Below are 19,634 nucleotides of genomic sequence, written 5' to 3' on the forward strand. Positions count from 1 at the left end.
TTAAATTTCTTTTTTCTTCTATTCCTTTAAATTTAACTTTTAACTCTTCGCAGTTTTCATCGTCTCGCATACTAAACGTATGAATTGCTCGATTATCATCAAAATACGGTTTCTCTGTTATTGCTATCGCATATACCGGTATTAATTCTCGAGACAGATGATGTGTATCTACCCCTTCTTTTTTATACTCGTCTAAGTTTTGTGATACTTGTTCACAGATGTACAACCACAACCTTTTTATAAAATCAACCTGCATAGCTACTTGAATTTCTATAATAACCTGAGTGCCATCATCTAATTCTGCTAGTACATCTACGTGCGTGACAAATGGTAGCAAATCTTTATACGGTTTAGCATGGATCTGTGCACCATCTAAAAGTTTTACAGAAGCTACTGGTAAGTCTAGTAAGTCTCTTATAAATTGTGCCGTTACCTCGGTATTACTAAACACTTTTTTCGCTACTAAATCCATCATTGGTCGTGTATCTTTATTTCTTATGTTTTCCATTTTGAAAACCTCCCTATTTTTTAAAAAAATTCATAATCTCCGCTAATTCCTACCTTCATTATACTTCATGAAAGATATTTTTTCTAATGATAACATTAGTCTCACAATAAGTTTTTTGTAAGCGTCCAATAACAAGATATATTGAAAAAAAGCCCCTCAAAATTTATCCAAATTTTGGGGGCTATTACAATTAAATATAAACTATTTTTATATTATTTTTCAGATACTTTCAGACGAGCTATCGCTTTAGCTAAAGCTAACTCTGCACGTCTTACATCAAGACCTTCTTCTTTTTTTTCAAGTCGTTCTTTTGCACGTTCTAACGCTCTTTTAGCACGTTCAACGTCAATATCTTTATCTAATTCTGCTGTTTGAACTATAATAGTTACTTCGCCTTTATGTGTTTCCACAAATCCTTCACTTACAGCTAGAAATTCTTCTCGTCCATCAGGAAAAATCACTTTTAACGGACCAATTTTTAATGACGCAACCATAGGAACATGGTTTGCCATTATCCCAACTTGTCCACTAGTAGTTCCCAATACAACCATAGAAGCTTCTTTTGCGCTATAAGCTTCTCCATTAGGAGTAACAATGCTTACACTTAAAGTATTCATTTATTTACCTCCTATTTGTATTATACTTCTACTCCTAGTTTGCGAGCTTTTTCTAATACATCTTCAATTCCACCTACTAGACGGAAGCAATCTTCTGGAATGTGGTCGTATTTACCTTCTAATATTCCTTTGAATGCTTGAACAGATTCAGATACTGGAACGTATGATCCAGGTTGCCCTGTAAATTGTTCTGCAACGTGGAAGTTTTGAGATAAGAAGAATTGTACACGACGTGCTCTATCAACTGTTTTCTTATCTTCATCACTTAATTCGTCCATACCTAAGATGGCAATAATATCTTGTAATTCACGATATTTTTGAAGTGTTCTTTGAATTGTTGTCGCTACTTGGTAGTGTTCTTCTCCTACGATTTCAGGAGCTAATGCTCTTGATGTAGAAGCTAGTGGGTCAACGGCTGGATAGATACCCATCTCTGTTAACGCACGTTCAAGGTTTGTTGTCGCATCTAAGTGGGCGAATGTTGTAGCTGGTGCCGGGTCAGTATAGTCATCGGCTGGTACATAAATCGCTTGAATAGATGTTACAGAACCTTTTTTAGTTGATGTGATACGTTCTTGTAAACGTCCCATCTCTGTTGCAAGTGTTGGTTGATAACCAACGGCTGAAGGCATACGTCCTAATAACGCAGAAACCTCAGAACCTGCTTGTGTGAAACGGAAAATGTTGTCGATGAATAGAAGTACGTCTTGTCCTTCTTCATCACGGAAGTATTCCGCCATTGTTAGTCCTGTTAATGCTACACGCATACGAGCTCCTGGTGGTTCGTTCATTTGTCCGAATACCATGGCTGTTTTGTTAATAACACCAGAATCTTTCATTTCATAGTATAAGTCATTTCCTTCACGAGTACGTTCACCTACACCTGTGAATACTGAAAGACCACCGTGTTGTTGTGCTACGTTGTTGATAAGCTCTTGGATAAGAACTGTTTTACCAACTCCCGCACCACCGAAAAGACCGATTTTACCACCTTTAATATATGGTGCAAGTAAGTCGATAACTTTAATACCTGTTTCAAGAACCTCAACGTGAGTTGATAATTCATCAAAAGTAGGAGCTTCTTTATGAATTGAATCTTTTTGAACTTCTGCTCCTGCTTCTGCACCGTGGTCAACTGCTTCACCCAACACGTTGAACACACGACCTAATGTGTAGTTACCAACAGGAACTGTAATTGGTGCTCCTGTATCTACTACCTCTGCTCCCCTATTTAATCCGTCTGTAGATGACATCGCAATTGTTCTAACTACGTTGTCTCCGACTTCTAGAGAAACTTCAAGAATTAATTTTTCTTTTTTTCCATCGCCTTTTTCTATGTAAACTTCTAAAGCGTTTAATAGATTTGGCATATGCCCTGATTCGAATTTAACATCTACTACAGGTCCCATAACTTGGAGAATATAACCTTTATTCATATGTTGTATGCTAACTTAATAGCTTCTCCTTTCTCATTACTATTTTGTTGCTGCTGCTCCACTTACAATCTCTGTGATTTCTTGAGTAATTGCAGCTTGTCTTGCACGATTATATTTAATCGTAAGTGTATCAATAATATTTCCTGCATTATCAGTTGAATTTTTCATTGCTGTTTTTCTTGCAGAATGTTCACTAGCTTTACTATCTAATATACTTCCATAAATCATACTTTCAGCATATTGCGGTAGTATTACATCTAGTACTGCTGCCTCACCAGGTTCAAATTCATATGCACCGTTAATCTGGTCGTTAGAATTTGTAAATTGATCTGTATTTTCAATAGGTAGAACTTTACTTTCAGTTACAACCTGTTGAATCATGCTAACAAAGTGATTATAGTGTAAGTAGATTTCATCATATTCTTTGTCAATAAAGTAACCTACCACTTTATTAGTAATTTCTTTAACCTGAGTGAAACTTGGCTCATCTGGTATATCTCTGTAACTATCAACTACATTATAGCCATTTTTTCTAAAGAATTCTGCACCATAGTTTCCTATAGCTACGATACCATACCCTTCATTATTATGTCTTTCCTTAACAGTGTTAACAAAATTTCTAATAACGTTTGAGTTGAATCCTCCGCATAAACCACTATCACTAGTAATTACAACATAAAGAGTTTTCTTAGCTTCTCTTTTTTCTAGCATTGGATGCTTAATATTAGCACCTTTTCCAAAGATTGTCCCCATTACTTCTTGCATTTTTTGCATGTAAGGATTAAATCTTTGCGCGTTTGACTGTGCTTTTAGTAGCTTAGATGTTGAAACCATCTCCATTGCTTTTGTAATATGACTAGTTTTTTTCGTAGAATTGATTTTGTTTTTTATATCTCTTAGTGACGCCAATTAGTTCACCACCTTTACTCTACTACTTATCATCTTAGGCAAAAGTTTTTTTGAATGCAGCTATTACTTCATCCATAACTTCTGTCGCTGGTAAGTCTTTTGTTTCAACTATATGCTTAACTGCTTCAGTTTCATGTGCATCTAAGTATGCATATAATTCTTGTTCAAATCTGTGAATATCTTTAACTTCAACATCATCTAAGAAACCATGTGTTAAAGCATAAAGAATCATAACTTGTTTTTCTACTGGAATTGGTTTGTGTAAGTCTTGTTTTAGAACTTCAACTGTACGTTTACCACGTTCTAGTTTTTCACGAGTCGCTGGATCTAGGTCAGAACCGAATTGAGCAAAGCTTTCTAACTCACGGTAAGATGCTAAGTCAAGACGTAGTGTTCCTGATACTTTTTTCATTGCTTTAATTTGTGCAGATCCACCTACCCTAGATACTGAAAGTCCGGCGTTAATTGCTGGTCTTATTCCTGAGAAGAATAAATCTGATTGTAAGAAGATTTGTCCATCTGTAATTGAAATTACGTTTGTTGGAATATATGCAGAAATGTCACCCGCTTGCGTTTCTACGAATGGTAGCGCAGTGATACTTCCTCCACCAAAATCTTCATTTACACGAGCTGCACGTTCAAGAAGACGTGAGTGTAAGTAGAATACATCCCCTGGATATGCTTCACGACCTGGTGGTCGTTTTAATAGTAGTGATAACTCACGGTAAGCTGCCGCTTGTTTTGATAAGTCATCATACACGATTACTACATCTTTACCATTAAACATGAACTCTTCTGCCATAGCAACCCCTGCATAAGGTGCAATGTATAGAAGTGGTGCTGGTTGAGATGCTGACGCAGTTACTACGATAGTGTAATCTAATGCTCCATGTTCTTTAAGAGTTTCTACAACACTACGTACTGTAGATTCTTTTTGCCCGATAGCAACATAGATACAAATAACATTTTGTCCTTTTTGAGCTAAAATTGAGTCGATAGCTACTGCAGTTTTACCTGTTTGTCTATCTCCGATAATAAGCTCACGTTGTCCACGTCCGATTGGTACTAATGCATCAATTGCTTTGATACCTGTTTGGAATGGAACTGATACTGATTTACGTCCCATAACCCCAACAGCTGGAGATTCAATTGGACGACGTTTTGTAGTGTTTACTGGTCCACGACCATCAACTGGTTGTCCTAGTGGATCTACTACACGTCCGATAAGTTCTTCACCAACAGGTACGTCCATAACACGACCAGTACGACGAACTTCGTCTCCTTCTTTAATATCAGTTGTTGGACCTAAGATTACTATACCAACATTTGTGTCTTCAAGGTTTTGAGCAAGACCCATAACCCCTGTTTTAGTGAACTCAACTAGCTCACCACTCATTATTTCATTAAGACCGTATACACGAGCAATACCGTCCCCTACTTCTATAACTGTACCGACATCTGTTGACTTAACTTCAAACTGATAATTTTCTATTTGTGATTTTAGTAATGAACTAATTTCTTCAGCTTTAATAGCCATTTATGTCCCTCCTTGTTTCAACTTCTTCTAGATTGTAGAAATTTTTGATTTTATAGCATTTAATTTTGCCTTAATACTAGCATCAACTACTTTATTATTATAAGTAAGTTTCAATCCACCAAGAAGACTTTCATCTACAAAATTATTAAGTTCTACTTTTTCTAGTTGTAACTCATTTTTAAGTTTTTCTTTTAGATTTTCTAACTGCACGTCAGTTAGTGGCGAAGCTGATTCAACTTTCACAACAACGCTATTTGAATGTTTATTAAACAATTCTGTAAATTGCTCTAAAACAAAATTTATTAATGAGATTTGCAGATTACCTGCTAAGATTTTCACTACATTTACAACATATTTATTAACACCTGTAAATGAAGCATCAATCAAATTAATTTTTTTAATTTTTTCTATATTAGGGTTGTTCATCAATGTAACAAAATCTGAAGATTCATTAACGACTTTTGCAACTTCATTTAACTCACAAGAAACTTGTTCTAAAGAGTTGTTTTCTTTTGCAACTTCAAATAATGAATATCCAATTTTATTAGCTAATACTGACTTACTCATTATTTCACCCCTACCTCTTTAATGACTTTATCAACATATTCACTTTGTGTTGAGTCATCTAATTCTTTTTCTAAAATTTTCGAAGCTACAAGCACTGATAGTTCAGCAATTTGTTTGTTGATTTCTTCAAGTGCTCTTTTCTTCTCATCCTCAATATCTCTTTGAGCATTTACTTTTAATTGTTCTGCTTGTTTACGCGCTTCTTCAAGAATAGCTTGTTTTTCAACCTTAGATTGTTCACGAGCATCTTCCATCATAACTTTGATTTCTTGTTGCGCATTTCTTAATTTTTCCTGATTTTCTTCAAGTAAAATCAGTGCTTCTTTTTGATTTTTAGCGGCATCATCAAGTTGACCTTCAACTAATTTTTGACGCTCATCTAACATATCAATAAGTTTGTCCCAAGCAAATTTTTTCAGTAATACTAATAAGATTAATACAGCTACAATGTTAATAGCCATATTTCCTAGATTAAAACCTTGATGAGAAGAGTGTTCAGTAGCTAAAAATACTAAATTTTCCATTTACTAAATGCTCCTATTCTTCATAGTTCTTTTGTTTACAGTATTATACTAAATTATTTAGCTAAGATAACGAATGAAATAACGATAGCTAAGATAGGTACTGCTTCAACAAGTGCGAATAATACGAAAGCATTTGATTTTAATCTTGACTCTAATTCTGGTTGGCGAGATACACCTTCTATAAATTTACCGAATAAAAATCCGTTACCGATACCAGCACCAACTGCTGCTAATCCTGCTGCTAATCCTGCTCCAATTAATTCTACCATAATTATATTTTCCTCCTTGGATAATAAATGAATTTTATTAATTATTAATTTTTTGCACAAATAAGTGCGTTTCTTTTATTTATATTAGTGTTCATCACTAATTTTATGTGATAAATAAATAAATGATAATACCGTAAAGATGTACGCTTGGATAAACCCTATAAATAGCGAGAATCCTTTCCATACTACTAAACCTGTAATACCGGCGATTGCACCGAAGACACCTGCTGTTGTAAGTGTCGCTAAAAGTGCTAATAATACTTCCCCTGCATAAATGTTACCGAATAAACGCATTGAAAGCGTTAATAAGTTCGTGAACTCTTCAATAACTTTAAAAGGTGTAATACCTATACCTGAAGAAGTATAAGTACCAAAGTAATGCTTAGTACCCTTATACTTAATCCCTGCATAATGAGTAAAGACAATAACCAATAATGCAAGAGAGAAAGTAAATGTTGGATCGGCCGTTATAGAGTTCACATAAATTACTCCATCATAACTAACTTCTATTAGTACTCCGATCGTATTTGCCACAGCAATAAGTGAAATAAGTGTTAACGCTGTCGCCCATAATCCTTTACCATATTTTCTCCAACTAACATTTCCTTTTATTACGTTATCACTAACGAAATACGCAAGTAATTCAGCTGCATTCTGACGTTTACTATCTGGTCTTAGTTTTATTCTACTAGTTAGAAATACCACTATAATAAAGGTAAGCAACACCGTTATTAAAGTTGTGATTACACTAGGAATATTAACCGTAATATCATAGCCAAACAATTTGGTAATAAGATATGTGTGTGTTTCCATATATTCCCCTCACCTCTTTTCTTAAAGTATCTTTTATATTTCTAAATCTATTGTAATATTAATTAGAAATACTTAATAAATATTATAATATGATTTTACTATATTTACTAGCAATTTCTTAAAATTTATATAAATTGATTGAAATAATTTAATTAATCATTATTTTGTTCCGAAAATTCTGTCCCCAGCATCTCCTAATCCCGGTACAATATATCCGTGATCATTTAATTTCTCATCTAATCCTGCGATAAAGATATCTACATCTGGATGTGCGCTATGTAATGCTTCTACACCTTCTGGTGCAGCTATAAGACACATAAATTTAATATCCGTAACTCCACGTTGTTTTAATGAATTTATTGCAGCAATGGCAGAACCTCCAGTTGCTAACATTGGATCAACAACGATGAAATGACGTTCTTCTGGATTACCTGGTATTTTAACAAAATACTCATGTGGTTGAAGAGTTTCTGGATCACGATATAATCCTACGTGTCCTACTCTTGCTGATGGAATTAAATTCATTAAACCATCCACCATTCCTAAGCCTGCACGTAAAATCGGAACAAAAACTACCTTTTTACCAGAAAGACGTTTACAAGTAGTTGTTTGGATTGGTGTTTCTACTTCTACATCTTCTAGTGGAAGATCACGAGTGATTTCATAAGCCATTAAAGATCCTACTTCATTAGTAAGTTGTCTAAAGTCTTTAGAACCCGTTCTTTTATCTCTTATAAAAGATAATTTGTGTTGGATCAATGGATGATCAAATACATGAACTTTTGACATAATTATAGTTCTCCTTTGTAATGTTATTATATTTATTTTACTCTAATTATTTCATTTTAACAAGAGATATCCGAAAATATTTTACTCCATTCAAGAAAATATTTTTTTATTAATTTTACTATATTACTAGACTTCATTCTTAGAAAATATTACAATAATAAAAACAATATTTGGAGATACTAACATGAACAGAAAAAATTTTTTAGGGGTATTTTTATTAACTAGTATTTTTTACTATGTTATTCCCTTATCTTTTTTAAAGTTTTATAATGGAGAAAGTGGTAAGGCTGGTTTCATTTTAATCTTAGCTTATGGATTCTTTTCATTTGCAATAACTGTGCTGATTTCTTATTTTATTGAAAGAACTATATTGACGCCTGTATTCAGTATTTTTTTAGCACTACCGCTATTTTTTATTTTTAATTCTAGCGCACTGGTGCTAATACTTGTAATAATAGCATTTTCTTTTTTAGGTTATTTTTTAACGGCATTATTGAAATAGTAAGGAGATAATATGACAATTTTAAAACGTAATTTAATTATAGCAACTGGTATATATGTACTATTTTACCTTGCTCCTATAATAGCAAATCCATTTATGGCATTAAATCTACTAGAAGCCGCCTCTATTGGAATTCTAATATTTGGCGCTTCTTACTTGAGTTATATTTTTATGTATACAAATAAAAGTAATCTTAATGAGAGAACAAAAAGTGGGATAATTACAATTTTTGTATTGTTAATAGCGTTATTAATATTTTTTAACCCTATTCAATTCCCGATTGTATTTAATGTAGTGATAAATAAATATATAGCCATTATCCTACTTCTTCTTATATTATTGTTTATTATTTTATTAGCAAGAAAAATGGATAACTCTATATTCTTGATTTTACTTTTTTCCCCTTCTATTATCCAGGGATTATTTATGCGCTTATCTTATAAAGCAATGTTATTCTATATCGCTAATCCAAATATTAACCTATACTTAACAATTGCTATATTAGTTGGATATTATGTCTTTAATAATCGTAAATAGTACACTTTTCTTTTAACTATAAAAAACTGATGGAGTGACCCGACAAAATCTCTTGTTTCTTCGAAATCACGATTTTGTCGAGTCACTCCCAGACTTTTATTCATTTTCTTCTAAATTATAAAGTAGTTCATATAATGCTTTTGCATCTAATTTTTCTTTTTCTTCTTTGCTGATATCACGAACCAATTCACCACGATGTAGAACTATTATCCTATTCCCATATTTCACCGCATCTTGAATATTATGCGTTATCATTAATGCAGTTAAGTTTTTCTCTTCTATTTTTTGGCGAGTAAGTTCCATTATTTTCTTCTGTGTTTTAGGATCTAACGCTGCCGTGTGTTCATCAAGAAGTAAAAGTTTAGGTGTTGTCATAGTAGCCATTAAAAGTGCAATAGCTTGACGTTGACCTCCAGACAATAACCCCATCTCACTATCTAATCTATCTTCAAGTCCTAAGTCTAAAGTTGCTAGTAATTCTCTAAAAAGTTTTCTATCTTCTTTAGTAGTCCCCGGTTTAAAACCTCTAACTTTACCACGTCGTAGAGCTAAAGACATATTTTGCGCAACTGTCATACGAGGCGCCGTTCCATCTAATGGATTTTGAAACACCCTACTGATAAATCCTGCTCTTTTATGTTCTACTATATTACTTACATCTTTTCCCTCGATTAAAATTTCTCCACCATCTAGTGAAAACGAACCTGCTAGTGCATTAAGAAAAGTTGATTTCCCTGCTCCATTTCCTCCAAGAATAGTAATAAAGTCTCCATCTTTAATTTCAAGACTAACATTTTTTAATGCATGTTGTTCTCTAATCGTACCTGGAAAGAACGTTTTATCTATTTTATTAATTTTTATAAATGACATGGTTTATACATCCTTTCTCTTAGTTTTCAATTTTAATTGAGGTAGCGTTAAGAATAAAGCTATTACTAATGCTGATACTAATTTAAAATCATTAGCCCCGATAATATTTAGCTTCAATACTCCTACTAAAAGTAGCCTATATATTATAGCTCCAAAAATTACACACGCTAATCTTGTTGTAAAAGTAACATCTTTGAAGATTACTTCTCCTATAATGATTGCTGCTAAAGCTACTACTATTACCCCAATACCACTATTAACATCAGAATAACCATTGTTTTGTGCTAAAATCGCACCAGCTAAAGAAATAATTCCATTGGCAAGCATCAATCCTAAAATCGTCATTGTTTTTGTAGAAATACCTAACGCTGTTGCCATTTTCTCATTATCTCCTGTTGCAATTAAACTCTGACCCAATTCTGTTGAGAAAAATAAAGACATCGCTAAAATAATTAATCCAGAAAGAATAATCCCAACAAATACAGTATCATAATGAGTTGGTAAATTTAATCCTTGAATTTTACTGAAGATTGTATCTTTATTGATTAAACTTAAATTCGGTCTTCCCATAATTCTAAGATTCACCGATAATAATGCCGTCATCGTTAAGATTCCTGCTAGTAAACTTGGGATTTTACAAACAGTTATTAAAAATCCTGTCACAAGACCCGCTAACATACCAGCTACAATCGAAATCAATGTAGCAACTATTGGATTAATACCATTATGTATACAAATAACACATACAGCAGCTCCTAAAGGATATGCACCTTCTGTTGTCATATCCGCAATATTCAACACCCTAAAACTTATAAACAATCCAAGCGATAATATCCCCCAAAGCATTCCTTGAGAAATCGCTGAAATAATTAAATCCATTTCGCACCTCTTTTTCTATTTTCAAGCAGTTCTAATTTTTTATTGACGGGAGAAGCTCAAAATCAAAATAATAATTATTTAATTTTTGAGTCCTCTCCCCTTCTTTTTTTATTTTCCAAACTCTACAAAAATATAATACCAATAAATCTATTTTTTATCTACTACTTTTGCTTTATCTTTAATCTCTTTTGGAATTTCAATTCCTAATTGTTTTGCTTTTGCTTCATTTAGGTAAATTACACCTTCATTAGCAAGAACGATTGGCATATCTTTAGTATCAGCACCTTTTAATACTTTAGCAACAACTTTCGCAGTTTCAACACCGATTTGATATTGATCAACACCTAATCCTAATAATCCTCCATCAGCTACCATTGTATCTGCAGATGGGAATACTGGAATTTTCTTAGCATCAGTAACTTTTACAACTGTTGCCATTGCGCTAGCAATTGTGTTATCGATTGGTATGAAGATTGCATCTGTTTGAGAAGCAAGACTCTCTGTTACTTGTTGAATATCATTTGTATTTGCTACTGTTGAAACTTTTACTTCTAGTCCTAATTCTTTAACTAACTTTTCAGCCTCTTGAGCTTGTTTTACAGAGTTATCCTCACTAGCTGTGTAAAGAATTCCAACTTTTTTCATGTTAGGTAATACTTTTTTCATGATTTCAAGTTGTTGTTTAATTGGAGTTCTATCACTAACACCAGTAATATTATTTCCTGGTTTATTTTCAGCTTTAATTAATCCTGCTTCAACTGGGTACGTAATACCACCCATAATAATTGGTTTATCTTTTGTTGCATTTGACAATGATAAAGTAGCCGGTGTTGTAATACCTACTAGAATATCATTATTATCTGTAACTAATTTTTGACCCATACTTGCTAAATTACTTTGATCACCTTGAGCATTTTGAAGATCAATTTTTAAGTTTTTACCTACTTCATATCCTTCTTTTTTAAGACCATCTTCTAAACCTTTATATATCTGATCTAAAGCTGGGTGACTAAGTAATTGAAGCACCCCTACTTTTACTTCTTTGTTTTCTACTTTTTTAGTTTCCTCACCTTTTTTACTAGAGAAAAAACCATAACCTAATACACAAACTAATAATAATATAAATGCTACGAAAATTTTATTTGTTTTCATTTTAATAATCTCCTTTAAATCTAATAATATTTTTTGTAATAAAAATTTTAGAAGCGTATCTATATAAAAAGACCACTAGTATTATATCTAGTGGTCCCTATAATTTTAGGTTTATAAATATAAAAAGCCCACCTAGATATTTCTATGTGGTCTCGATTTTTTCATCACAAATAATCCACATAGATACTTACTTCTCGTCTGAGAGCCGTATCTATGTTAAAAAGAAACAAGATCGACTCAGTATCTAGTGGCTTTGCCAACGAATATTTAATTGTAGCGTTTCTACTTGATACAGTCTCATAAATTTCTTTTCTCCTTTGCTTTTAATTCTTAATTACATTATATCAACAGCTTTTTTTATTGTCAATATATTTTTTAAAAAAATATATAAAAATTCTGACAATTCCATATAATTTCTATCTATATTAAATAAAATTTAGTTTATTACTTTTATTGAAACTCACTATCACTACCTCAAAGTAATTATTTTAAAAAAATATTAAAAATATATTAATCCCATTTTATCAATTTTTTCTGTACTATAAATTATCCTATGCAAACATAGCTTATTATGAAAACAATGAAAATAAGTCGTTTTCATAATTGAAATATAGAGATTTTTATAATAGTACAGTAGTTGATCCATTGATTTCACTGCTGTATATAGGTGAATTATATTTTATAAAATATCGAACTTCTTATGAAAATAAAATTGAAAATATATCATTTTCGTGAAAATTTTCACTTGAAAATCTATTTTTATAGGAGTATGATAGATATATGTTACTTAAAATGAAGTTAGGAGAATTTTTATGGATAGCAAGATAGCTATAGAAAAAGAAAAATTATTTAATAAAGGATTTATAACAATAACTACAATTAACTTTATTGTATTTTTAATTTATTATTGTTTTGTAGTTATTACAGCAAAATATGCAACATCTCAATTAGGAGCTACTGCTGCTCAGGCAGGATTTGCCGCAGGTATTTATATTATCGGAACACTTGTCGCTCGTCTTTATATTGGTAAGAAATTGGAAATTGTTGGTCGTAAAGAAGTTTTACGTTTTGGAGCTTTAATCTATTTAATAACAACTGCAGCTTACCTAATATCATCTAACATTATTATTTTAGACACGGTTCGTTTCTTAAATGGTTTTGCATACGGAACTATTTCTACTGCAGCTAATGCTATTGTTACAGCTTATATTCCTAAAACTCGTAATGGTGAAGGAATTAATTACTACGGATTAAGTACAAGTTTGGCAGCAGCAATCGGTCCATTTATCGGTATGTTACTACTTCCTATTACAGGATTCAATGCTGTTATCATTCTAGCAATCGTATTATCTGTTGCAGTTGCAATTGCTTGTTTCTTATTCCCAGTTCAAAATATTGAATTAGATGAAAAACAAAAAAAATTATTAAACAGTTGGGCATTAAATACATTTATCGAATATAGAGTATTATTTATCTCAGCAGTAGCGTTTTTAATCGGTTTAGCTTACTCTAGCGTGTTAGGATTCTTATCTATTTACGCTGATAGTTTGAATCTATCAACAGCTGGAGCATTCTTCTTTGTAGTTTATGCTCTTATCATTACTGCTACTCGTCCATTTGCAGGACGCGTATTCGATGCTCGTGGTGAAAATGCAGTTATGTACCCAAGTTTTGTATTTTTAACTTTAGGACTATTAATGTTAAGTTTTACAAATGGTAGCTTTATGTTATTATTCTCAGGTGCATTAATCGGATTAGGTTACGGAACTTTCATGTCAAACGGTCAAGCCGTTTGTTTAAAACTTGTGGATTCTACTAAGGTAGGGATTGCACTTTCTACTTACTTCATCGGATTAGACCTTGGACTTGGATTTGGTCCTTATGCTTTAGGTACAGTTCATGGAATTCTATCATACAGAGGAATTTATATCCTTTGTGCAGTAATCACAATCGGTGTAACAGTTCTTTACGCAATGTTTTACAAAGGTAAAGAGGTACCTGTGTTAAAAACTAAAACTAATCGATAGTAATATTAAAAACTTTTAAATAAGGGAGTGACTTGATCGATTTCTCAGAAAGAAATCACGATTTTTTAGTCACTCCCTCTTATGTATTTAATAATCATCATTAATAATAAAAGAGGAGTGATACATTATCATTCCTCTTTTTATTTTATTTTTCTGGATAACGTCTTGCAACATCTATTAATTTATCTTCTATAATCTTTTTAGGATCTTCATTAAGATGATAACACATTGCTAAAGAATAGATTAGAACATCTGCTAGTTCATCTTTTATTTCTTGAATATTATCTCCTTTTTCATCCCACTGGAAATGTTCTAATAACTCTGCCGCTTCTATCGATATACTTTTAGAAAATCTTTCTAAAGTATCGTACTTTTCCCATCCTCTTTTTTTCCTGAATTCTGTTATTATAGTCTCTAGTTCTTTCATATCTTCATCCTTTAGATTAAACTGTTATTTGTTAAATTATTATATAGATTGTAGAATTCTGCTAAACTCAAAGTTTCACTTCGTCTAGCTGGTTCTATTTCACTATCTACACAAGCATTTTGCAAATCTTGCTTTTTGTCTTTACCATAACTTGAAATTAAGTTGTTAAGTAAAGTTTTTCTTCGTTGAACAAAACATGAACGAACAAATTTAAAGAATTTAGCATCAGTTTCAAATTCGCGACTTTCTTTTGTCATAATTTTCACAACTGCACTTTCAACATTCGGTGCTGGTACAAATACTTTTTTGGGTACAGTAAATAGATACTCGACATCTGTATAATAATTTAATAAAATTGTTAGTGAGTTATAATCTTTTGTTCCTACCTTAGCATTTAATCTGTTAGCAACTTCTTTTTGCATCATAACTACATAACCATCAATTTTCTCAGTATTTTCGATTAAATGAGTTAAAATTGGAGTTGTAATGTAGTATGGTAAGTTTGCTACTACCATAATTTTTTCACAATCCGACATCTTCTCAGCGATTATTTTATCAACATCAACTTTTAAGATGTCATTATTAATAATCTCAACATTAGGATAATCAGCAAGTGTCTCCGATAGAATCGGTAAAAGTCTACCATCAATTTCAAATGAAATTACTTTTTTAGCTTTTTTGGCTAACGCTTCTGTAAGAGAACCGATTCCTGGTCCAATTTCTATTACTCCTACATTTTCATTTACTCCAGCTCCATCAACGATTCTATTTAAGATATTTGCATCTATTAAAAAGTTCTGTCCTAAACTCTTTTTAAATGTAAAACCGTGTTTTTTTAGTATTTCAAAAGTTTTCTTAGGTGTTCCTATCATTATTTTATTCCTTTACTCATTTTTTCCATTTCTTCTAATAATCGTTCTTTAGAAATGTTATACATATTTAGTTTATTTAGTAGTTGTTTAGCATTAGTATAGCCTATATTTAATCTTTCACAAAGTTCTTCTCTTAGAACTTTTGAAGTAGCTCCTCCCACTAATCCTAACTCTATCAATATTTCATTACTTATATCATTTTTCACCACATCCATCGGTGTATAATGATTTTTTATAGCCGCAATAATATCTTCTTTACTCGCAGCTTCTATCCCAATCTTCCCTTTGCTATCTACGGCCTTTTTATTAGAAATATAAGCATGTTTTGCCGTCGGGATATTTTTTTCTATAATACTTCTAATTCTCTTTCCCGCATAATCAGGATCTGTTAGAACTATTAGTCCTCTTGTTTTCTCTAGAAAGATTAAACGTTCTATTTTTTTCTTAGTAAGAGCAGAACCATTAGTTTCAAAAGTATCACAATCGAGCGCTTCTTTAACCCTATTGGTATCATCTCTGCCTTCTACTACTATAATTTCTTTGATTTTCATTTTATTATCCTTTAAATAATTCATCAGTCTATTATAACATATTTAAACAAATTTTTCTCTTGCTAGCATGAATATTTCAAATAGTTGTATAGTTCATGCGTAATTTCGTGGTAAACTGTATACTTATAGCCTCCACAAAAAAATTTCTTTTTTAATTCAAATTTGTCTTTAAGCTTAATTTTTTCTAGTGCTATTCCTTTTTTACACACTATTATTTCCCAATGTTTTTCAAACTTGACTAAATAGCAATCATAAGTCTTATCTTCTCCATATGCTCCAGCAAAATATAGAAGACCTACAAGGTCTAATAATATATGCCACCATTTCACTGTTTTTCTTCTTTCTAACAAATAAATCTTCTCACTCTTAATAAGGTAATTATATAATTCTTCCATAACTCCCACCTCTTTATACTCATTATATCACAAAAAATCCTTTGCGGAAAAACTCTGCAAAGGAAAATTTATTAATGTATATCTTTTTTCTTAAAGTTAGCTCCACTTACTTCACTAACTGTTCCAATCGATAGAAAGGCATTCTTGTCATTTCTAAAGACTATTTTTTTTAGTTTTGATTCTTCAATACGAGTAATTACACAGAATATAATTTTCGTTTCATGTCCTGAATAACCACCTTCACCATGTAATAAAGTCACACCACGACCCAATCTATCTTGAATTTCTTGACTTATTACTTGATAATTGCTTGTAATAACCATTACAGATTTAGAATCGTTTAGTCCCTCAATAACTATATCCATAACTTTAGAAGCTACGAAATAACTTATCATAGAATATAGCGCCGCTTCCCATGTGAAAACAAATCCAGAAGCTATAAAAATCACAACATTTATCCCTAGAACCATCTCTCCTACAGAAATTGGTAATTTTTTTGTTGCATAAATTGAAAACATCTCACTACCATCTAATGTTCCACCATTTCTAATAACTAACCCTACCCCAATTCCAAGTATGATACCACCGAAGATACACGCTAAGAATGGATCAGTAACTAGCGGAGGAAAACTATGAAAATAAGATGTTGCAAAAGATAAAATAATAATTCCAAAAATAGAAGTTATCGAAAACCCTCTACCTATCTGCTTATATCCCAAATATAAAAATGGAATGTTAAATATTAAAATGAAAATCCCAAGTGGCAATCCTAAGTAATGACGAGCAATAATGGAAACACCAATTACTCCACCATCTAATATATTATTAGGAATTAAGAAAAATTCTAATCCTGCTGCAAAAATTAATGATCCAATAATTATACTTATATATTTCTTTATAAATTCTATTCTGCTCTCCATTGATTCTCCTTTTTATTTATTTTTTTGACAAATAGGACAAAAATGACTCGAACGACCTTTTATCGTAACATTCTCCACATCATGACCTAGAGGACAGATTTTCTTCCCATATATTTGGTGGAAATTTTGCATATTCCCTTCTCCTCCATCAGCATGAACATAATCCGAGATTGTAGATCCACCCTCTTTTATTGCTAATTCTAAAATATCTACTAATTCTTTAAATAAACTCTCCTTTTTCTTTTTTGAGAGTTCACTCGCCTTTGTTAATGGATGAATTTTTTGGCGATATAATACTTCACAATCATAAATGTTACCACATCCACAAAATACATTTCCTTCTAGCAGTAGTGCTTTTATAGGTTGATTTTTATATTTATTTTCGGCTAATTTTTCTAAAAAATATTTTTTAGAATTTTTATCAAAAGGTTCTGGAGCAAGATTAATAAAAGGTTTAAACTTCGTTATATCTTCAATATATCTAAGCTCTCCAAATCTTCTAATATCACTGTAAACTAGTTTTTCTCCTGTTGATAATTCGAAAATTACATGTTGATGTTTAAAATAATTTTTATTAGTAATCTCTGCTATATCTTTAACTAGAAAAAATGCTCCTGTCATACCAAAATGTGTAATTATATATCCCTCATTTAATGTGAAATATAGATATTTTCCGCGACGAGATAATTTTTCTATTGTTTTCCCTTTTACACTTTCAGAAAAACAACAAATATCTTGCTTCACAATTGCCATTTTATTTAGTGTATGGCTTTCTTTTACAGTATTTGAATATTTTACATCTAAAATTTGTTTATTTATCACTACTTCTTCTAATCCAAATTTTATATTTTCAACCTCTGGTAATTCTGGCATAATATACTCCTATTTTTATAATTACTTTTTTAATTGTAATACAAATAATAAAATAATTCAAAGATTTCCTTTTAATTTATCACTACCACCAGAATAAATTCCAAGTTTTTTTAGCATTATTATAGCGTTAGAAGTAAATATGTAGTATAATATTAAAGTTAAATATAAAAAGGGGTCGTTATTAAATGGAAGAGAAAATATCTAGACAAAAAAGAATTAGTTCACCCTCGTATAAAAGAGGAGGACGCCCTCCTAAAAAAAGAGGATTTAAAAAAATATTATTTACAGTTTTAGCATTATTCTTAGTTGGAACTGGAGCATTTGCTGCTTATACATTCTATAACTTCTCAAGTTCTGCCAAAAAAGGTTATAAAAATGTAGACTATCTAAAAGAAGTTGATCCTAACTTTAAAAAATTCTCAGTTTTAATTTTAGGTATTGATATGAATGATGATCGTAAAGCACAAGGACAAACACGCGAGGATAGTAGAACAGACTCTATGATTTTAGCGACCATCAATAAAGATAAAAAACGCATGGATATGGTTAGTATCCCTCGTGATTCTCTTAGTCTAATGAGAGAAAAAGATGACGAAAATAATAATAGTGCTTATTTCTACGATAAAATTACCCATGCACATGCATATAATGATGTCAAAGGAACGACTAATGCAGTAGAAAACCTGCTAAATACTCCAATTAACTTTTATGTAATGATTAACTTTAAAGCATTTGTTCAAACTGTTGATGCCTTTGGTGGTATTGATTTATACGTTCCTTTCGATATGGATGAGCAAAATGCTAATGGCGAAGAAAATACAGTTAAACTTAAAAAAGGGTGGCATACTTTAAATGGTGAACAAGCCCTTGCCTTTGCTCGTAGTAGATATTACGATAGTGATATCGAACGTGGTCAACGTCAACTTCAAGCTATTCATTCTCTTATTGATAAAGCTAAGAGTTTAAATGCCTTAGCAAAAATCAATGAAATTATTAACATAGCTGGAGATAATGTAGAGCATAATTTATCAACAACTCAAATCTCTACAGCAATTAAAATGTTCCTTAATGAAGATATGGAAATCGTATCTCATAGAATTGAAGGTTATGACATTTATTATGGTGGTGTCTACTACTACTATCCAAGACCACTGTCTTTACTTTATGCATCTTCTGCATTAAGAAATAATCTAGATTTACCTTTACCAAAGGCTACAGATTTATTAAACATCTACTATCAAGGTCATATATCTATTGGTCTTAAACAATATAAAATCAATAATTTACGTCCGGCACAAAATTATCCAATTTCAAATCTTACTATAATGTCTCCAGAGGATACAATAATAAATCTTCCTGAACGACTTACACCAAAAAATCTGAAAAATGATATAACTGTTAGTAACGAAAATCGTCCAGATGAGACAACTAATAATACTAACAACAGCAATGAACTGCAAAATACTACAACTGGTATCGGTACTACAAATACCCATTAAAATACCGGAGTTAATAATAATCAAGAATAATTAATATCCCATCAAAAATAGTTTTTGATGGGATATTAATTATTTATTTGAAAATTTTACATTTACAGTTCCAGTATTTGAAGATGTGAATAATTGTTTCTTTTTATTTGAGCTATTTGTAAAATTTGATT

The 19,634-nt window shown here is 31.5% G+C and carries 23 protein-coding genes; 4 read left to right on the forward strand and 19 right to left on the reverse strand.

From position 1 onward, the window contains the following. From RWS90_RS05660 to upp, 10 genes are all read right to left on the reverse strand, one after another. Window positions 1-508 (reverse strand): PD-(D/E)XK nuclease family transposase (locus tag RWS90_RS05660; RefSeq protein ID WP_314549426.1); only part of this gene is annotated, 508 nt, incomplete at its 3' end. 212 nt (window positions 509-720) lie between these two features. Continuing rightward, window positions 721-1,125 carry a F0F1 ATP synthase subunit epsilon gene (locus RWS90_RS05665; RefSeq protein WP_314549428.1) on the reverse strand — a complete coding sequence of 135 codons (405 nt, stop codon included), beginning with the start codon at window positions 1,123-1,125 and terminating at the stop codon, window positions 721-723. Window positions 1,126-1,145: 20 nt separating this feature from the next. Continuing rightward, window positions 1,146-2,561, reverse strand: coding sequence for a F0F1 ATP synthase subunit beta (atpD, locus tag RWS90_RS05670; RefSeq protein ID WP_314549430.1), 1,416 nt, complete (start codon window positions 2,559-2,561; stop codon window positions 1,146-1,148). Between the two features lie 39 nt (window positions 2,562-2,600). Then, complete coding sequence (gene atpG / locus RWS90_RS05675) at window positions 2,601-3,470, reverse strand: ATP synthase F1 subunit gamma (RefSeq protein ID WP_314549431.1); 870 nt, start codon at window positions 3,468-3,470, stop codon at window positions 2,601-2,603. A gap of 34 nt (window positions 3,471-3,504) precedes the next feature. Next, window positions 3,505-5,007 carry a F0F1 ATP synthase subunit alpha gene (gene atpA / locus RWS90_RS05680; protein WP_314549433.1) on the reverse strand — a complete coding sequence of 501 codons (1,503 nt, stop codon included), beginning with the start codon at window positions 5,005-5,007 and terminating at the stop codon, window positions 3,505-3,507. A gap of 27 nt (window positions 5,008-5,034) precedes the next feature. Next, a complete protein-coding gene (gene atpH, locus RWS90_RS05685) occupies window positions 5,035-5,574 on the reverse strand; it encodes an ATP synthase F1 subunit delta (RefSeq protein WP_314549435.1) in 540 nt (179 codons plus the stop codon). Then, window positions 5,574-6,098: a F0F1 ATP synthase subunit B gene (gene atpF, locus RWS90_RS05690; protein ID WP_314549437.1), complete on the reverse strand. Its 525-nt coding sequence runs from the start codon at window positions 6,096-6,098 to the stop codon at window positions 5,574-5,576. Before atpF ends, atpH begins: the two co-directional genes overlap by 1 nt. A 53-nt stretch (window positions 6,099-6,151) precedes the next feature. Continuing rightward, window positions 6,152-6,367, reverse strand: coding sequence for a F0F1 ATP synthase subunit C (gene atpE, locus RWS90_RS05695; RefSeq protein ID WP_003143965.1), 216 nt, complete (start codon window positions 6,365-6,367; stop codon window positions 6,152-6,154). 84 nt (window positions 6,368-6,451) lie between these two features. Continuing rightward, window positions 6,452-7,180, reverse strand: coding sequence for a F0F1 ATP synthase subunit A (gene atpB, locus RWS90_RS05700; RefSeq protein WP_314549439.1), 729 nt, complete (start codon window positions 7,178-7,180; stop codon window positions 6,452-6,454). A 159-nt stretch (window positions 7,181-7,339) separates the two neighbouring features. After that, the gene (gene upp / locus RWS90_RS05705) at window positions 7,340-7,969 is read right to left on the reverse strand and encodes a uracil phosphoribosyltransferase (RefSeq protein WP_314549440.1); all 630 of its coding nucleotides are present in this window, start codon (window positions 7,967-7,969) and stop codon (window positions 7,340-7,342) included. Window positions 7,970-8,153: 184 nt separating this feature from the next. On the opposite strand from upp, the gene RWS90_RS05710 reads away from it, so the two are divergent. Beyond that, entirely contained in the window at window positions 8,154-8,471 is a 318-nt protein-coding gene (locus RWS90_RS05710; protein ID WP_314549442.1) for a hypothetical protein, read from the forward strand. A 12-nt stretch (window positions 8,472-8,483) separates the two neighbouring features. Next, the gene (locus RWS90_RS05715) at window positions 8,484-9,008 is read left to right on the forward strand and encodes a hypothetical protein (RefSeq protein WP_314549445.1); all 525 of its coding nucleotides are present in this window, start codon (window positions 8,484-8,486) and stop codon (window positions 9,006-9,008) included. Window positions 9,009-9,104: 96 nt separating this feature from the next. On the opposite strand, the gene RWS90_RS05720 is transcribed toward RWS90_RS05715, so the two are convergent. The 3 genes from RWS90_RS05720 to trpX form a co-directional block, all read right to left on the reverse strand. Further along, window positions 9,105-9,878, reverse strand: a complete 774-nt coding sequence (locus tag RWS90_RS05720; protein ID WP_314549446.1) for an ATP-binding cassette domain-containing protein — start codon at window positions 9,876-9,878, stop codon at window positions 9,105-9,107. A 3-nt stretch (window positions 9,879-9,881) separates the two neighbouring features. Further along, window positions 9,882-10,757: an ABC transporter permease subunit gene (locus RWS90_RS05725; RefSeq protein WP_314549449.1), complete on the reverse strand. Its 876-nt coding sequence runs from the start codon at window positions 10,755-10,757 to the stop codon at window positions 9,882-9,884. 147 nt (window positions 10,758-10,904) lie between these two features. Then, on the reverse strand, window positions 10,905-11,909 hold the full coding sequence (gene trpX / locus RWS90_RS05730; protein ID WP_314549451.1) for a tryptophan ABC transporter substrate-binding protein: 1,005 nt from the start codon (window positions 11,907-11,909) through the stop codon (window positions 10,905-10,907). A gap of 812 nt (window positions 11,910-12,721) precedes the next feature. Here trpX and RWS90_RS05735 point away from each other — a divergent pair. Then, a complete protein-coding gene (locus RWS90_RS05735; protein ID WP_314549453.1) occupies window positions 12,722-13,936 on the forward strand; it encodes an MFS transporter in 1,215 nt (404 codons plus the stop codon). Window positions 13,937-14,081: 145 nt separating this feature from the next. Here the strand turns inward: RWS90_RS05735 and RWS90_RS05740 are convergent, their stop codons facing one another. The 6 genes from RWS90_RS05740 to mutM all read right to left on the reverse strand — a co-directional run bounded on the left by RWS90_RS05740 (window position 14,082) and on the right by mutM (window position 17,974). Further along, on the reverse strand, window positions 14,082-14,363 hold the full coding sequence (locus RWS90_RS05740) for a nucleotide pyrophosphohydrolase (protein ID WP_314549456.1): 282 nt from the start codon (window positions 14,361-14,363) through the stop codon (window positions 14,082-14,084). An 11-nt stretch (window positions 14,364-14,374) separates the two neighbouring features. Beyond that, on the reverse strand, window positions 14,375-15,235 hold the full coding sequence (gene rsmA / locus RWS90_RS05745; protein WP_314549458.1) for a 16S rRNA (adenine(1518)-N(6)/adenine(1519)-N(6))-dimethyltransferase RsmA: 861 nt from the start codon (window positions 15,233-15,235) through the stop codon (window positions 14,375-14,377). Further along, window positions 15,235-15,786 carry a ribonuclease M5 gene (rnmV, locus tag RWS90_RS05750; RefSeq protein ID WP_314549460.1) on the reverse strand — a complete coding sequence of 184 codons (552 nt, stop codon included), beginning with the start codon at window positions 15,784-15,786 and terminating at the stop codon, window positions 15,235-15,237. Before rnmV ends, rsmA begins: the two co-directional genes overlap by 1 nt. A gap of 62 nt (window positions 15,787-15,848) precedes the next feature. Beyond that, window positions 15,849-16,181 carry a hypothetical protein gene (locus tag RWS90_RS05755; protein WP_314549462.1) on the reverse strand — a complete coding sequence of 111 codons (333 nt, stop codon included), beginning with the start codon at window positions 16,179-16,181 and terminating at the stop codon, window positions 15,849-15,851. Window positions 16,182-16,252: 71 nt separating this feature from the next. Next, window positions 16,253-17,101 (reverse strand): YitT family protein, encoded by an 849-nt coding sequence (locus RWS90_RS05760; protein ID WP_314549464.1) that lies wholly within the window; start codon window positions 17,099-17,101, stop codon window positions 16,253-16,255. A 12-nt stretch (window positions 17,102-17,113) separates the two neighbouring features. Next, complete coding sequence (gene mutM / locus RWS90_RS05765; RefSeq protein WP_314549466.1) at window positions 17,114-17,974, reverse strand: bifunctional DNA-formamidopyrimidine glycosylase/DNA-(apurinic or apyrimidinic site) lyase; 861 nt, start codon at window positions 17,972-17,974, stop codon at window positions 17,114-17,116. A gap of 185 nt (window positions 17,975-18,159) precedes the next feature. On the opposite strand from mutM, the gene RWS90_RS05770 reads away from it, so the two are divergent. Beyond that, a complete protein-coding gene (locus tag RWS90_RS05770; RefSeq protein WP_314549468.1) occupies window positions 18,160-19,473 on the forward strand; it encodes an LCP family protein in 1,314 nt (437 codons plus the stop codon). Window positions 19,474-19,634 lie beyond the last annotated feature (161 nt).

Source organism: uncultured Gemella sp. (genome assembly GCF_963529685.1).
GTDB lineage: Bacteria > Bacillota > Bacilli > Staphylococcales > Gemellaceae > Gemella.

What these genes read in the sequence shown, in the direction of transcription:
- RWS90_RS05665 (WP_314549428.1), bottom strand. Translation starts at nt 1,125, where the DNA reads ATGAATACTTTAAGTGTAAGCATTGTTACTCCTAATGGAGAAGCTTAT.
- atpD (WP_314549430.1), bottom strand. Translation starts at nt 2,561, where the DNA reads ATGAATAAAGGTTATATTCTCCAAGTTATGGGACCTGTAGTAGATGTT.
- atpA (WP_314549433.1), bottom strand. Translation starts at nt 5,007, where the DNA reads ATGGCTATTAAAGCTGAAGAAATTAGTTCATTACTAAAATCACAAATA.
- atpH (WP_314549435.1), bottom strand. Translation starts at nt 5,574, where the DNA reads ATGAGTAAGTCAGTATTAGCTAATAAAATTGGATATTCATTATTTGAA.
- atpF (WP_314549437.1), bottom strand. Translation starts at nt 6,098, where the DNA reads ATGGAAAATTTAGTATTTTTAGCTACTGAACACTCTTCTCATCAAGGT.
- atpE (WP_003143965.1), bottom strand. Translation starts at nt 6,367, where the DNA reads ATGGTAGAATTAATTGGAGCAGGATTAGCAGCAGGATTAGCAGCAGTT.
- atpB (WP_314549439.1), bottom strand. Translation starts at nt 7,180, where the DNA reads ATGGAAACACACACATATCTTATTACCAAATTGTTTGGCTATGATATT.
- upp (WP_314549440.1), bottom strand. Translation starts at nt 7,969, where the DNA reads ATGTCAAAAGTTCATGTATTTGATCATCCATTGATCCAACACAAATTA.
- RWS90_RS05710 (WP_314549442.1), top strand. Translation starts at nt 8,154, where the DNA reads ATGAACAGAAAAAATTTTTTAGGGGTATTTTTATTAACTAGTATTTTT.
- RWS90_RS05715 (WP_314549445.1), top strand. Translation starts at nt 8,484, where the DNA reads ATGACAATTTTAAAACGTAATTTAATTATAGCAACTGGTATATATGTA.
- RWS90_RS05720 (WP_314549446.1), bottom strand. Translation starts at nt 9,878, where the DNA reads ATGTCATTTATAAAAATTAATAAAATAGATAAAACGTTCTTTCCAGGT.
- RWS90_RS05725 (WP_314549449.1), bottom strand. Translation starts at nt 10,757, where the DNA reads ATGGATTTAATTATTTCAGCGATTTCTCAAGGAATGCTTTGGGGGATA.
- trpX (WP_314549451.1), bottom strand. Translation starts at nt 11,909, where the DNA reads ATGAAAACAAATAAAATTTTCGTAGCATTTATATTATTATTAGTTTGT.
- RWS90_RS05735 (WP_314549453.1), top strand. Translation starts at nt 12,722, where the DNA reads ATGGATAGCAAGATAGCTATAGAAAAAGAAAAATTATTTAATAAAGGA.
- RWS90_RS05740 (WP_314549456.1), bottom strand. Translation starts at nt 14,363, where the DNA reads ATGAAAGAACTAGAGACTATAATAACAGAATTCAGGAAAAAAAGAGGA.
- rsmA (WP_314549458.1), bottom strand. Translation starts at nt 15,235, where the DNA reads ATGATAGGAACACCTAAGAAAACTTTTGAAATACTAAAAAAACACGGT.
- rnmV (WP_314549460.1), bottom strand. Translation starts at nt 15,786, where the DNA reads ATGAAAATCAAAGAAATTATAGTAGTAGAAGGCAGAGATGATACCAAT.
- RWS90_RS05755 (WP_314549462.1), bottom strand. Translation starts at nt 16,181, where the DNA reads ATGGAAGAATTATATAATTACCTTATTAAGAGTGAGAAGATTTATTTG.
- RWS90_RS05760 (WP_314549464.1), bottom strand. Translation starts at nt 17,101, where the DNA reads ATGGAGAGCAGAATAGAATTTATAAAGAAATATATAAGTATAATTATT.
- mutM (WP_314549466.1), bottom strand. Translation starts at nt 17,974, where the DNA reads ATGCCAGAATTACCAGAGGTTGAAAATATAAAATTTGGATTAGAAGAA.
- RWS90_RS05770 (WP_314549468.1), top strand. Translation starts at nt 18,160, where the DNA reads ATGGAAGAGAAAATATCTAGACAAAAAAGAATTAGTTCACCCTCGTAT.